A 15,034-nucleotide genomic window follows, 5' to 3' on the forward strand; every position below is an offset into this window, starting at 1 on the left:
CCCTGTAGTTATTGAATTTCAAATTGCTTCTTAAGGTCCGCTACATTCAGCCGGATCGTCTGCGAATCACGCTCAACGGAAAGAATCGGATAGCCATCCACATTGAGCAGCTTCTGTGCTCCTGCTAGGAAACCACGAATCCTCAGTTTTGGAATCAGCAACTCAGAACACATCACAGCTTCCATTACCTGCCAGTGATGCTTTTCCAGCAACTTAAGCAGCCCCTGCATATATTCGTCACTAATCGCCGTTCGACCTGCCCGCTCTCGCACATGATGGTAGACGGACGAACTGAGCAACAGACCAATCCAATCGCCACTAGCAGCCTGCGAGGCGCTCTTGCTCGCTGAAAGCATCGGAGCTCCAAAGCCGAACATATCGTCGATCACTTCATCAGCCGCCTGCTTCTTTCCAGCAGTTTTCTTGACAGGCACATTGACAGAAAGGAGCGATGATTCCGCAGGTGCACTCAGAGTCTCGGCCATAGACGCCATAGGTGAATACCACCAATTAGGAAGTCGACGAGGGACCTCGCGCCAACCGTCAGGGACCTGACGGGTAGCAGCATTGATGTACACCCCCAGCGGTATCACCACTTCCTGCAGAGAACCGCCGCCGTGATAACCATGACTCTTGGCTCGGGTATAGCGCAAGCGCTCAGACCAGGGCAGGATCACCTGCTTACCAGCAGTAACCACTCGCTCGCCAGATACCAGAATTTCCAGCTCGGATGGAGCAATGCCAGAAGCTACCGGGTGGTAGCGCTCACCGTTATCGTCTGCAGACTGCTGGTAAACCGAGTCATGGTCCAACACGTGCCCATGATCGCTGGTAACAATTACTACGCGGCCAGCCTCCCGGGCAGCCTCCATCACATGGCGAAACAAGGCCACTGTTTCAAACGACCAGTCCACCTTGACTTGCGAGCTGCTGGACAGCTGATCATCAATTGCGTTGATCACCACCGCCAAGATCCGGTGCTCTGTACCCGCTATCACCCCCCTGACGCTGCTGTGCAAGCTGCCGGATCCAGACTGCGACAAATCCTGCTTGTGGAAGACCTGCGGCGGAAATTTAGTAGATGCCAGTTTTTTCAGCTGTGAATGACCACTGAAAGCTTTCTTCTCATCACCGGCGTTACCTTCGCAAAGCGCACCGGACAACAGCGAAGAACGGCTGACCTGGGTAACTGTAGGAAGTGCTGCTACCAGACAGGCGTCGCCCTGGGTCTCAAACGGTTGCAACTCCAGCCAGTTATTACAGACCAAGTCTTCACTCAGTTGCCGGTAAACCGCCTCACTCATCCCGTCCAGCACTAGCAGCAACACTTGCCCTTTTTCTGCCAGCGGCGCGACCAGGTTATCCAAGGCGCGCTCAACGGGGATAAGTCGAGCCGGCAAATTATCTCCACGAGCAATGGTTGCCAACTGCTGACCAAAGGCCTGATTTTGCCGCTCCCGATACCACCCAACTTGCCCGGAAAGTTTCTGGTACACGGAGTTCAAAGCATCATGAGCGTCACCCGCCCAGATCTCGGCTCGCGCCCAGTCGCAAAAACCTCCTTGATTAATATAATCGGTGATCAAGCTGACGGCAGTTCCCTCAGCAGCTGGCGTACGTTTAAGCCAGCGCAGCAGCCGCATGGCCATGTTCGCCCGCGCAACAGTCTCGCTGTATCGGTCCAATCCCGAGAGGCAATGCATCTCCATCTGCTGCAAGGCAAACTCTGCATCCATGCAGTCACCCACATCGAGGGCTTGATCCAGAGCAATAGCAAAGGCGTTAAAGCGTGCCTCCAGCCCACAAGGCAGAAGCGCCGAATGCTCAGCAACTGCCTGCATATCCAAGCTCGCAAGGATCTGCTCCGTTTTTGACAAGTAGCGTGCGTAGCTAGGAAAAGCAAGCGCACCGATCCAATGCTTCACCAGAGCAACAGCCACTTCACCCAGTGGCTGCAATATGCGGAACTCGATCTTCTTACCGCCCAAAAAACGCTCACGGAATATTCCGCGACTAATGTGCAGTTGGCTTACATCCAATACATGCAACCGTTCAATATCCGAAGAAAACAATACGGAACAGGCCAGGGCCACAGAAAGGAGATCACTGCCCTGATCATTCAACAGTAGCGTAGACACCACCTCATGGGTTTCCGGTAAACCACGGGCCAACCAATCACCAAGGTTGTCCCGAATATCGCCTGGCAATGCCTTAAGCAACGCGCTCGCATCTACCTTGGTGCTCCAGCTCAGCACCGACTGCAGATCTAGCGTCGCTTCTTGATAGTTCAGATGGGCCATAGCGATAGCGCGCCACGCTGTCTCCTCATCAAGAACTTCACCAAAACTGATTTTCCCTTGGTAACGCTCGACACCATTAAGCATTGCTTCAGCTACCCACCGGCCATGCTTGCGCGTCAGGCGCGGATCTATGTCCCTGACACGAATTAGTTGCTGCAAGGTCTTCCAAGGGCTTATCCGCTGGGGCTCGTTCCTCCAGAGCCTAGCCAGTACATCCATCGCAAGCTTTGTCTCAGCAAAGCCAGACAGAAGCACAAGACGCTCAGAAGGATCTTTTCGATCCTGGTGGTGCTTGACCAACGCCTCGCGCATCGCCAGTTCGGAAACGCAGTACACAGCACGGATCCTACGCCCTTCAACGACTTGCTCCACAACCGGCGTCGTCAATGGATGGGTCCATACCAATGCAATGCAGTCGGCCTCCACATCACGCTGAAAAACCGCCTGCAACTGAGTCAGCACCGGAATTGGCAATGTCGCGTTCGCCTGCATGATCGACATCACCTTAGCCCTCGGCCTCGTCTGTGCGCACAATGCTGTAATTCACATCAAGCACATAGCCGTCCTTCAATTTGCTCTCAATCTCAGCGAACAAACTGCGAGCTTGCTTGCTAGTCAAACCGCGCTGCTGGACCTGCTCCAAAATCTTCTTATCGCAAAAATTTTTGCCGCCAGTATCCGTAGGCGGGATGCCTGATTCTGGACTAGCCGGCGGTAGGTTGCGTGTCAGCTGTGCGGTAGCATCAGCCTGTGCCTGGCGAAGCGCCTGTGCCAGCGCCGTCACCAGCTCATCAGCAGCCAGTGCTGTACTGACACGCTGCTTAATCCGCAGCGCCTCAGCCCCACCTGAATTCCATACGGTTTCCAGCAGTTGCCAGTTATTGTCCTGGATCGCCTGGGTTACGCTGGTCGCACTGACGATACTTTTCGCCAGCGCCATCGCGTTAGTCGGAGGCTGAACATCGGCCAGCGCAGCAATCAACTCTGCACCCTGCTTAGATTGCAGTGTCTTAAGCAGGCTGACGGCATACTCGGCGTTACGCAGACGATTACATTGCGAACTCTGGCTAACACGTTTCAATGCACTTTTGAGCTCAGTAACCAGTTCCTCGCAATGCCCAGCGTGGCGCTTGACCTCATCCAACACTTCCTTTTCAAGTGCATTTTGATGGTTGGCTGTGCGCAACTTGTTAGGCGTCAGCCCAAAGATGGCCGACGCGTTATCCACACCCTGCTTCCAAATAAACGGTTCCGCCAGGTCCTGCTTGATCAGCACCAAGTTGTCCGGCATATCCTTGAGCGTTGGCTCATAGTCCTGGCCATGCATTGTGAAGGCATATTGGCCGTGCTCGGCAAACAACATGATGAGCAGGTTCTGGACGATATCTGGCAAGCCCTTCGGGGTCGGTTGATCCACGGCTCCACGCAGGCGTTTCACAGTCACCGGATCACCGGCATACTCATCCTTGGCCAGCTCACGGGTCATTTGCTTTGGCCAGTCATCCTTAAAGATGAAGTGCCGCTCGTGCATTTCACCAAGCTTCAGCGGCTGGGCTATCGAGCGCATAATTGAGCGTAGCGGCGTGTCTATATCAATCCGGCCATTGCTAGCGTGTACAGCCCGGCGCAGTTGCTCCATCACCTTCCCCAGATCAGCCGGCCTGACTTCACCATCAAACTCGGGATGATCCGGATATTGGAAGGTTAAAGCCTGGGTAAGCAAATGCTCAAAGGCCGCTCGCAAGTTACTGCCGACCGGTAGCTGCGGAGTAAATCCCGGCTCCAGTGAATAGACCTGGCTCTCCAGTGTTACCGAGTCATCCAGCGTGCCTGGGAAGGGCTGCGCGGCACCAAAAGCGCCCATCAGATAATCGCGAATGCGCTGGCGCAGCTGGCTGCGCTGATTATCGAGAAGCGTACGCGCCTGTGCCCGCTCCAAAGGGCTCAAGTGCTTACTAAAAGAGACAAAACGGTCCTCGCTTTTGAGTACGTGTTCAAGAGTCACCAAAGTGCCCAGATCGCGCTGCGCCGACTGGCTGAGAAAGTATGGCAACCAACACAAGGTCTGTGTGGCATTGCCGGTTGCCTCGTACTCCTGGATACGTGCCCTGTCACTCGCAGGTGAATGGTTACCCTGGTCGAACGGAAAATCGACCAGCACCTTCCAGTCATCACCGCGAGCTTCGAAGGTGGTGAAGTCGGAAATCTCCCGAATGTTCTGGAACATCACCTCGACTGTACGACGAGTGCCGCGCCACGAGAACGGATGCTCGATAAATAGCTGGTTGTCGTCCTGTACGCCAAAGGCCTCAAACAGCAGATCCTTTATAAGTTTCCGCCGCGCACCATCATTGTCGTGGATCTTAGCCTGCTCAAGAATGCTCTCGGTATCTACGCCAGAAAGCTGAATAGCAATGACTGGATTCGAGTCATCGCTAATCTTGATTTCACCGACCCGTCCCGCCCATTTCCGGCACTTCTGCAATACCGCCTGCGCTTCACGGCCAGGAATCGGTGACTTGATGGTGCCATGGTTTAACGCCGCCAACTTGTTGGCCGTGAGCAGCTTGAAGCACTCAACTTCCGGTACCAGCGCCGACAGCAGCAGAGTCTTGATCAGGCGCATGTCATTGGTAAAGGCTCGACGAACTGGGTCGTTGGCTGGCAGCGCCTGCAACTGATCGAGCTTCAGGTTGTGCTCTTCCTCCAACAACGGCACCAGCTTGCGTTCCAGCAGATGGCGAGCATTGTCGAAATGCATGCGCATTACTTCCGAAAATGGCTCAGCCTCAGACGCAATCACGTCGTACAAATCACCGACGGGGATGCAGCCCCCCAGCTCCAGGCTTTCGCGCTGATCAACCAACAGCATTAGCATGACCTTGAGCGCCGTACGCTCACGCTGCAACGCTGAAGACAACGCCACGAGGGCCTGCACTAGGGCAGGGCTGAACGGGTAGAGCGACCGGAACATCTCGCGGTCGCCCTGGTTGGTCAGCAGGACTTCCTGCACCTCACTCCGCAATCCGGCATCCATGGCCGCAAAGGCACTGTCGATTTCCGCCTTGGCTGCAGCATTGATCGGCTTGAGCAAGCGACGCTCGGCAATCACTGGCAGATTGCGGTCTTCCAGTGTGATAGTGTGGAAGCGACCATCCCAGTATTTGAGCGAGTCGCTCAGCGCTTGCTGTTCGGCACCGTTGTACTGATCACCCACGAACTCGCGCAGATCGCGCTGACGGGCAATAAAGCTGGCCATTGGCAACGCACGCTGCTCGCTGGCCTCAACTAGTTTGACCACCTTCTGAATGTTGTTGGCGATAAAGCGCTGGTCAGACAAATGACTTGCCAACCATAGAATCAGCTCATCGAGGAACAGGATGATCGCGTCATAACCCAGCGCCTTGGCGTGCTCAGTCATGATGCGCAGTCCCTCATCGAAGTCGACGTAACCGCCGTACTCGCTGTTGGCCATATCCGCCATGGAGCTATAGAAAGTGCCGATCAGGTCGCCTACCAGCCGGGCCTTGTCATCCGCGCCAGCTTGATCATTGAGCACAGCATCGAAGCTGGCTGCGTCCCAGCCAGTCGACAGATCGCCCCAACCATCATTCTCAGCCGCTGCAGCTCCTTTGTTCAGCGTGGAAAAGAAGGACTCATCGCCCATAGTGCCGCGCAGTTGCCGCGCATCGCGAAACAATCGATCACTCATGTAGAAGCCAGGCACCGGCGCATCCGGGTGCAGGTGCTTGATATGGCGCGCATAACCACCTAGCACACCGGACTCGATGCTGGCAGCGCCGATCATGTGGTAGGGCACAAGCAGGATATTGGTTTGCTGCAGCCACTCATCGTTCTTGGCTACGGCAGGTGCCAACTCATTGATCGCCCTTGCCTGAGAGTTACCCTGCAGCAACAGATGCAGCACCGCCATAAAGTGCGATTTACCGCTACCAAAGCTGCCATGCAAATAGGCACCTTTTTGCCGGTTTTGGTTACCCACCACCGTGCTTTTAATAAAGCTCAGGGCATCATCGAACGACCTCTGTAGCTGCGGCGTCACCACATACTGCTCCAGCGTTTGGCTGATAGCTGCATCAGCCAAACCACTGGATAAGTTAAGGACGAAATCACCCCGTTGGACCTTCTCTGGGATTTCAATCAGCTCTTTAATCAATGTCATGCATCAAACCCCAGATTCAGTTCTGCTCGGCCGCTTTTTTTCTTGCGGCCGCCAGTTTTCCTTGCAACAGCTACCGGCTGCCAATTCAGCAGATCCGCCCGAGTGATCTCCAGATTACGCAGCTCCTCTAGCAGGAAGCCCTCGTAGTAATCGCCCATGCGCTCGCCGAACTCCGGATCCACCTCGTTATGCCACTGCTTCAACCAAGGAATCAGCTCATCCAGCGCCACCAGCATTGGTATCAGGCGCTCCGCTTCCCAGCCCTCGCCTTCTCTACGATCCAGGTACCAGGCAGCAATGGCCTGAGCCCGTTGCAGGTGGTTCAATCCAGTCCAACCGATTACCAGCGTGCTATCGCCGCCTTTTTCACCGCCAGGCAACGAGAAAAAGCGCTCTTTTTGAACATCCATTTTACCGCGAAGCGACCAGTAGGATGGCCTACGGAAGTCAGTGGACTTGTACGGAGGAGGCAACGGAATTTCACCCACCTTCTCGGCCTTCTCCTGCTTCGCCTGGCTCATGGCCAAATCATACTTGGCTTTCTTTTCAGCATTCTGGACCAACTCCTCCGACAAAGGCTGATCGACACCATGTTTCGCATCAATGGCATCCTCCAGACGTTGCTTATCCCAAGTTTCTTGCCAGGCACGGAACTTGGGAATGGCCTCCGGCTTCAGACGGCACGCGGCCATCTGAGGTACGCTATCGAGCTCCACTAGCTCAGACACCAGAGTTTGTAAATCGAGCAAATTAGTACCGCAATAAACCTCAGCTACCAGCAATACATCAGCATCACGGCGCAGGCGGTCAGTAAGCTGAGCACAAGTCTGCAACTCGACTGATTGACAGACCTGCTCACAGCGATCCAATAGCCACTCACGGGCTGCAGTTTGCAGGCGCTCTTCCCAGCTATCACGGTTCCAACGCCGCTTGTACTCTGGCTGCTCTATTAGTGCGACCCACTGATTTTGCTCTATGGCCTGTAGGCGACGTTCGATCAGCGCCCGGTAGTCCGCCGGCCAGTGTGTGGGAACTTCCGAAAATGGCGTACTGCCATGGCGCTCGAACCAAGTGGACTCCAGCTCACCAGCCGCTATCTTGCGGGCCAAATGAATCTCAAAGGCGCGCTCGCCCAGCCTAACATTGGGAAGCTCGCCCTTATAGCACATAGCTTCGCCGACCAACCCATAGAGGGGGTAGATATACCAGTCCAGCTCTTCCTGCAGAGCAATCATATTTGCAAAAATGTGATCCTCTTCAGTCCGAGCCCCATCAAGCATGCTTTTCAAATTTTCGGGTATATGATCTAAGCAAGCAATGGGAGAGATTTCAGATAGGCGCTTTCCCAATCTATCCAGCAAGTCTGCCAGCAAAGCGATATTACCATTTGGATTATCTACGACAGGAAAAGCTTTCAGTCCAGTTCCTGTATATTCATAGAACTGCTCCCACTCTTCACTAGCCAGCCCGCCACCGATACCGCCACCCCCTTTATTGTGAAATACCTGCTTCATCCAGAAACAAGCGGTCGAGCTATTCAACAAGCCTAGTAAAGCAAGGTGCTCGGATTCAGTAGCTCCATTGGGCAGCTTGATAACTGGTGCAGACTGTTTGAATACCTTTCCACCTCGATCTAGCACAAAGTGGTTGTGGGTAGCGACAAAAGCAAAGGTAATCGACAAAGGTATTTTGAAACGTTCAACCGGAATTTGACCAAATTCATACCAGGGCTTTCCCGCTTCTCTATATGTCTGCCCGTCAAAAACCTTTCGCGAATATAAAGCTTCCCTAAAGGGCCACATAAACTTCATAGCAGTGGAAAACTCTAGGGGCGCTCTAGTCCGAACATCGTCATCGTAAGGAAACAGAACCTCTAAGTTCGAAGAATGAAACCAGTCCCTGACCTCTTCACCCATGCCAAATGGGCGCCGCTCTTCAGAAGCCACGCCAACGCGATTGAGCGTACCGATATCTTGTACAAACACATCGTCTTGCTTTGTGATGCATACGAAACCGATGGCCAGAGATAAAGCTTCTAATGCTCTTGCAGGTTGTGACTCAATCAATTCCATGGCGTCAGATGCCCCGCCGCCGCCCAAGCTCCAAGGGTGGCTACCGAAAGTCGCCCTTGGCTGTTCTACAACAGTAATATACTCATTCTCAGCCACCGACCCAGGCAACAAAGCAACGATGGATGACCAAACCTTACCCTCAGCAGCGACGTCCGGAGTTACAGGCTCACCACGAATACCCAGAACCGCCTGAATATCTTCACGCTTGGGCGTCTGGTTGCGGGCAAACAGAATTACCGTCGGTGTGCCATGACCCGGTATATAGGCACCCGAGGTATCAATTACATGTGTCAGATCTTTGCGTGGCAGAAAATTTTCTATCAGTTTTTTACCAAACTCACGCTTCATAAAGCTGTTCGCCGTAATCATCCCCATAAAGCCTGCCGGCTGGTTGCCTTCCGGCCACAGGGTCAGATCGAAGAAACGTTGGGTAAATGGCACACCCAGAGAGTATTGACGATGGCAGGTAGAGTACCTGTTGCGATAAAGCTGATTTAGCGCCTTGTCCTTGACTGTTATGTAGGGTGGATTGCCTACTACCACGTGATAACGCTGACGGAGAATACTATTCAGCTGCTCGGAATCTTCCACCTCGTAAGCATGCTGGTGATCGTCATCCAGCAGCCCCTGCTGAGTCCCCTGCCCCTCCCACTCGAAACGGCGACCATGCAACAGTGAGTCACCACAGGCCAGATTGAACTGAAACCTTGGTGCATCTTTGATCTTAGTACTGCCTGCAGCCTTCATGGCGGAAATCAGCAGACGGAATCGGCAGATGGCAATGGCATAGGGGTTGATATCGATGCCATGCACCACATCCAGCGCCCGCTGCGCCAGCTCACGGGCGTTGGTGCCCGGTTCTCGCTTCAGCCACTGGTTGAACACCCGCTCGAAGGTCGTCAACAGAAAGTGGCCTGACCCACAGGTAGGATCGATTAACCGCAGGCCTGGTAGGCCAAAGGTTTGAATCGCTGGCTCCAAGGTGTAATCAAGAATAAAGCTCTCTACGAACTCAGGGGTTTGCAGCAGCGCGTAACGTTTTCGCACTGACTCTGACAAGTCCTGGTACAAATCCCCAAGAAAACGGGTGTCCCAATCCAAATCGGTGAAGTCGTGCAGAATCCCACCACTGGACGCATCGATTCTCTGGAAAAAGTCGATCAGGCGCTTAGCTCCATCAGCCGACACCGGAATCTGCCACAGAGGGTTGTGACGATGATCCAAAAGTTCCGCGATTACCGGATATCTTTCCAGCTCCGCGAATAGATCAAGCAGGTAATGACGTTCTTCAAAAGTGGGGTTCGCATTGAAGTAAGCCGCCATTCGCTCTTTGGCCTGCTGCAAAGTATTCCTGCCCAAAACATCACGCACAGGCCCAGCCAGCATCGACTCGGTAAGTAGGCCGTTATCTTCCAGAAAGCGCACAAACACACAGGTTAGTACCCAGGCGACGGCGGCCTGGGTTATTTGCGCTTCCCGCCAGGATAAGAAATGTTCGGCGGTGCGTTCAGCCTCAACAGCAGCGAGATACTCGCTTTGCAGGTGCTCATTAAGATCTGCATTGGCCTCACTATAAGCAAGAATGTCTTTCTCAATATGCGGCAGCAGGGTCTGGAGGCTTTTCAATAAATTGGCACGATTAATCACAGGTAAATCCTTGTGCATGAGACACAATGTCGCTGCGGCATTGGATCTGGTATCAGTTTCACTCAGGCAGTGCTTTCAACTGCCTCTGGGAGTAGCTGGTCGCTTTCCAACCAGCTACTGGGAATATGCGCACATTCTTTGCTACCTGCGCCGGTAGGCACCAACGCGCCATCAATCATGGCAGCTGATCGCTGAGCATCAACCGCTATCAGGAGGGCCAGCCCAGGTACGGCAATACCGGAGCGGCTACTCACATTCATCAGTTGTTGACGCAGATCGTTGAGCCAAGTCGTAATCAATTCATAGCGTGCCAGTAGCCCCGGCTCTGTCAGGAGTACAGGCTGGCCGGTTTGAAGAATTTCTTCAGCCATAGCAGGTAACGCCCGCTGAACTAGGCGCTGCAGGTTCTGCCAGTCACGTGAGCTGCGCTCAGTGTCGTCTGCTTTAAGCACCACTTGCCAATCAGGTGCTTTAGGCATGGTGGCGCACACTGCCTGCACATGACGCAGCAGAAGCTCATCAAAGCTAATGCGTTTAAAGGGGTAGTCTCGACAGAGCCTTTCCTGTGCCTGCCACCACTGACGGGGCCTAACGGTCAGAGCCAGGAAGTGGGAGGCCGTCACCACCTTTTCCAGCATCAGGCCCAGCTCTTTTACCGACTTGAGGGTCGTGGTGTCATCTTCCCCCTGGTGAGTCTGGCTGTAGTGGGTGGAACCGGCCGTTGCAAAGCTGGTCATGCCAGCGCTCGGTAGGCAATAGCCCCCCTTTTCGCCGTTGGCGAACTCAAAACTCCCATTCCACTGAAAGCCGATATCGAGCGAGTGTACCAATTCATCAAGCTCAGGCCGACCAGGTAGCTCCTGCGCAGCCGGGTAGCGCCCCGCCACGCGAGCGAGAATATCCTTGACCGTAAGCGCCTTGCTACCTAACAACGCCCCCTGGGCAAGCTCCAGTGCGAACCGGGCCGGCATACCTCGCGGATAGAACTCAACACGACTAGACAAGGCTGCGCTTTCAGAAGCGGCAGCAGCCAAGCGCATAAGCCGGTGATTACTTAGCCCAGCGAATGACTCTGGGGCAGGCATAGCCCGAATCTTTTCCAATGTGCGCACGGGGGCCAACAACGGCTGCTGTCGAGCACACTCATCCGCCAAGCTCCCTAGATCACAGGCATAATCGCCCAGTTCTTCACCCCGGCCCTGACGATTGTCAGCAATTAGGCAACGGTTACCCGAGCGGCGCAACAGCCAGCGTGGCTCTTGCTTGCTCAGCTCAGTTTCCACAGCTGCGCGCACAACGGCATAGGCCCAACGTTCGCGCAGTGGGCTGTCCTGCACCGACCCACGCCGCAGCAAGATCGCATCGGAAACTTCAACAGCCGTCATCACCCCCCCGTTCTCCTCCAGCAGGCCGGCAATATCTTCTCGTAGATCAGTAATGGCTTTGGTCTTGCCCCACTGGCTCACCACTTTGTCGATCAGTTCACGCACTACTAGCGTTTCGATACGAAGGTGACCGCTGATGGCCGTCGGTGTCGGCCAATGAACGTTGTGCACACCTTTAGGCGGTTCTTCAGTCAACCGTCCCAGGAATTCGTTAAGGAAGCTCATTCGGATCGGGTCTGTCGACTTTGGCAAGACCTGCTGAAACAAACGGTCGACGCTGACCACACTGGTGTCGTCGCTATCGAACATTTGATTCTGTTGACCTTCCAAAAGACGAGCTTGGAGCTGGCCAATGACATCCGATAGCTCATTGCGAGTCTTCACCCCAACACCCGTCCATACTCGGACGCGAGAGCGATTCAGCTTGATCAGATCTGCAACGGTATTGATATTGCGGCGGCTGAGGGTATCCAGGGCTTGTGGGGTCAATGCCAGCAAGCCGATCTGTGTATCCAACTGAGCCTCACTGATGGGGCAAGTCCGCTCCAACGGCTGATGAGTCGTATGCAGCGATTCACTGCGTGCGGCATGGAAGGTTTTGCGCCACTCACGCAGCATCTCTCCTGCACTGGCAAAACGCTTACGCACATCACGTACCAAGGCGCGATTAAAGAACTCAACTATGCGATCACGGATGCTCGGGTCGAACACCGTACGGTCGACCTCAAGCTCACCTTCCAACTGATGCGGCAGCCCCTCCGAAGAAGCCCACCCAGGCAAAGCGCCCGCCGCCATTTCATAAAGTGTCAGTGCTACGGAGAATCGCTCGGCATGATCGTCCCATCGACGGCGACCGGGATCCCGGATAAACGGATCCATATAGGCCAGGGTACCGGCGCTGATATTGTCGGCACCTACACTGGAAAGAGAGAAATCAAAGAGAATCAGGTGAAGCACGCTGCCTTGTTTCACCAAGCCAATGTTTTCCGGCTTGATATCGCGGTGCACCAAGGCTTGATCTTCAAGGTGCACCACTGCACTTAGCAAGTCGTCACCGAAGCGCTCAAGCAACTCCAACTGTACAGCGCCTACATGGCGCAAGCGCTGAGCCAGAGTGCCCTCAGTCGCATAATCGAGTAACAGGGCTGAATGCCCTACGACATCCAGTGTCTTGTAGTAGGGAACAATGGCCTGGTGGCGTAGCTTGGCCAATATCTCGCCTTCTTTCATAAGACGATTGTTGTGGTCTGGCGTGGAGGCAATCTTCAGCACCCGGGACTGGCCCTGATAGTCGACTAGGAAAACGACTGAAGAAGCTCCTTTGCCGAGATGCTGAATAACCTGAATTCCCCCTGGGAGAAGGTCACCTTTGCGCGCCTCGGTCGGATTGCTACGCAGCATATTCGGCTGGATAATTTCGTCTTCCAGATCATCCAGTCGCTTGATAAATTCGCTGACCGATTCCAATCGGCTTCCCACGTCCGGATGTGTGGCGTACTGCACCAAGTGCTGCATGGTCTCGCTGGCACCGTTAATCTCATCGGTAACTTGTAACCCATTACCGCGGCGCAGCTTGTCCAGTAGCTCAATATCGGTTTGTGCCGGCTTTTTGCCTGTAAATAGATGGTAAGCGATCGCTCCGAGCGAGAAGACATCCATGTGCACACCATCTGCTACCCCTGTATGCGCCTCCAAAGCCACATAGGGCCCAGCGTCTTCATGCACAAGGTTACTCAAACGTGTAAGAGCACTGAAATCTCGCGATTCGCTCTCAAATAGGCGCTGCGCAGTTACCCAGTTACTGATCTTAACGCTGTATTTCTCGTCACCCTGAGACCTGACCCAGATGCACTGGGGGCTCAGGCCTCGGTGAAAAAGCTTCTGACCGTGCGCGTACTGCACCGCTTCTGCAATGAGTCGAAGGAGATAGACGGCCTGGCCTGTATCCAGCCGGCGATCTTTGCCCAGATCCATTAGGAGATGATCAAGGCGAAATGCTTTGGGATCATGCTCGTAGACCAGCGCAGGGCCGCTGTCGTGTTGCTGAAACTCGTGAGCGCGCAGAATCCCCGGATGCTCGATACCTTCAAGCAGACGAAACTCCAGCTTGGCCGCTTTCTCGAGCCGCAATACTTCTTCCTGTGGCTTACCCTGTGTCAGATAAATGCGCACTTTACGCTGCACGCCCAGTTCCGGATGCAGGGCCAACCACTCCTGAAAAGTGTCGGACTCGTCGAGAAGACTTTGTAGCTCATAGCTACCCACTCGACGCATTCGCACGGACTCTTTAATGCCGGCCTCTTCAACGGCACGAGACACTACTTTGGCGGCGTAGGCAGTGATCTGCCGGTGCTTCCAGTTTTCATCGAAAAATGTGATTTCGCGAAGCAACTCAGCACGGTTAACAACACCCTGACGGGCATTACCTTCCAGCTTGATGACCAGATTCTCAGCTGACAGGAATACCAGCGCATCAATAAAAGGAACTGTCTCTTTGCTGCGATGAAATGACGGCTGAAGCTTCAGCAGTGAAGCCAGCTTTTGTGCTTTGCGCCGTGCCAGCAGCCGGGGGTTATCGAAGATTTTTTGTCCACCCTTGGGCAGGGGCTTTTCCCAAATCCAGTTGGCGGCATCCCCCCCAATGATACCTGGATGGGATTTGATTTCGATGAGATACATACCCTTTGGCGTCAGCACCATCAGATCGACTTCGTTGATGGAGCCATCCTGCGCAATAAACTCGAAGTTGGCCCACGCACGATACGGATCGTGGTCAGGGAGCAATTGCTTAGCAAACTCCAGCGCATCCCTCTCCCATGAGTAACCCGAGGGTGAGAGCTGCTTCCAGAGCAAATCCATCAGTAGCCACCCTTGTGAACTATCTGACGAGGAAAAAATAACGTCGTCATTTATTGTGGTACCTATCCTATTCCGACTGAGCTGGGGCAGATGCTCGACAAACACAACAGCTAGCAGGGAGCGCTTTGAAACCTACCGCATACGTACTAGCAAAATGCTCATAGCTGGGACTTAAGTCAATCTCAATTGGCAACCAGAAGCCCCCCCCTAGAACAAGAACACGCGAGAAACAAGGACGCATAAAAAATCCAACCACCGCTAAATGGTTGGATTTCTGGTCGGTGCGAGTGATTCGAACATTCTCCCCTTCGAATCCCATACATCGGGTAAGCGGATATTCAAGCTTGTCCGCCAGCCGTGCCTGCCGAACAAATAAAGACCCGGCACTAGGCCGGGTGATTCCCCGCCATATCCAAAATGCAGCTCCCAAATGAGAGGGATGGAGAGCTGACAAGAGAGTGCGGGAGCGGGATATTGCCAAATGGCGTCTTCCTGCGCAATAGAATCCTCTAGCCGACCACATCAGGCGACTTGCGTAGCCCACACATTCAGGAGTAGCGCTAGATGGGCCCAAGAAAGCAGCAACAT

4 protein-coding genes are annotated in these 15,034 nt (G+C 54.1%); all 4 read right to left on the reverse strand.

Translation table 11 applies throughout. The annotated features are described in order from the left end of the window. Window positions 1–8: 8 nt before the first annotated feature. Entirely contained in the window at window positions 9–2,801 is a 2,793-nt protein-coding gene (gene pglZ, locus AB4O22_RS15920; RefSeq protein WP_460105447.1) for a BREX-2 system phosphatase PglZ, read from the reverse strand. Between the two features lie 4 nt (window positions 2,802–2,805). Then, window positions 2,806–6,483, reverse strand: a complete 3,678-nt coding sequence (locus AB4O22_RS15925; RefSeq protein WP_460105445.1) for a phage resistance protein — start codon at window positions 6,481–6,483, stop codon at window positions 2,806–2,808. Next, window positions 6,480–10,202: a BREX-2 system adenine-specific DNA-methyltransferase PglX gene (pglX, locus tag AB4O22_RS15930; RefSeq protein WP_460106620.1), complete on the reverse strand. Its 3,723-nt coding sequence runs from the start codon at window positions 10,200–10,202 to the stop codon at window positions 6,480–6,482. Before pglX ends, AB4O22_RS15925 begins: the two co-directional genes overlap by 4 nt. A gap of 62 nt (window positions 10,203–10,264) precedes the next feature. Then, window positions 10,265–14,446 carry a BREX system serine/threonine kinase PglW gene (gene pglW / locus AB4O22_RS15935; RefSeq protein ID WP_460106618.1) on the reverse strand — a complete coding sequence of 1,394 codons (4,182 nt, stop codon included), beginning with the start codon at window positions 14,444–14,446 and terminating at the stop codon, window positions 10,265–10,267. Window positions 14,447–15,034 lie beyond the last annotated feature (588 nt).

Source organism: Pseudomonas sp. S3_B11 (genome assembly GCF_054667715.1).

Coding starts and splice junctions, on each gene's coding strand:
- pglZ (WP_460105447.1), bottom strand. CDS start 2,801: ATGTCGATCATGCAGGCGAACGCGACATTGCCAATTCCGGTGCTGACT.
- pglW (WP_460106618.1), bottom strand. CDS start 14,446: ATGGATTTGCTCTGGAAGCAGCTCTCACCCTCGGGTTACTCATGGGAG.
- AB4O22_RS15925 (WP_460105445.1), bottom strand. CDS start 6,483: ATGACATTGATTAAAGAGCTGATTGAAATCCCAGAGAAGGTCCAACGG.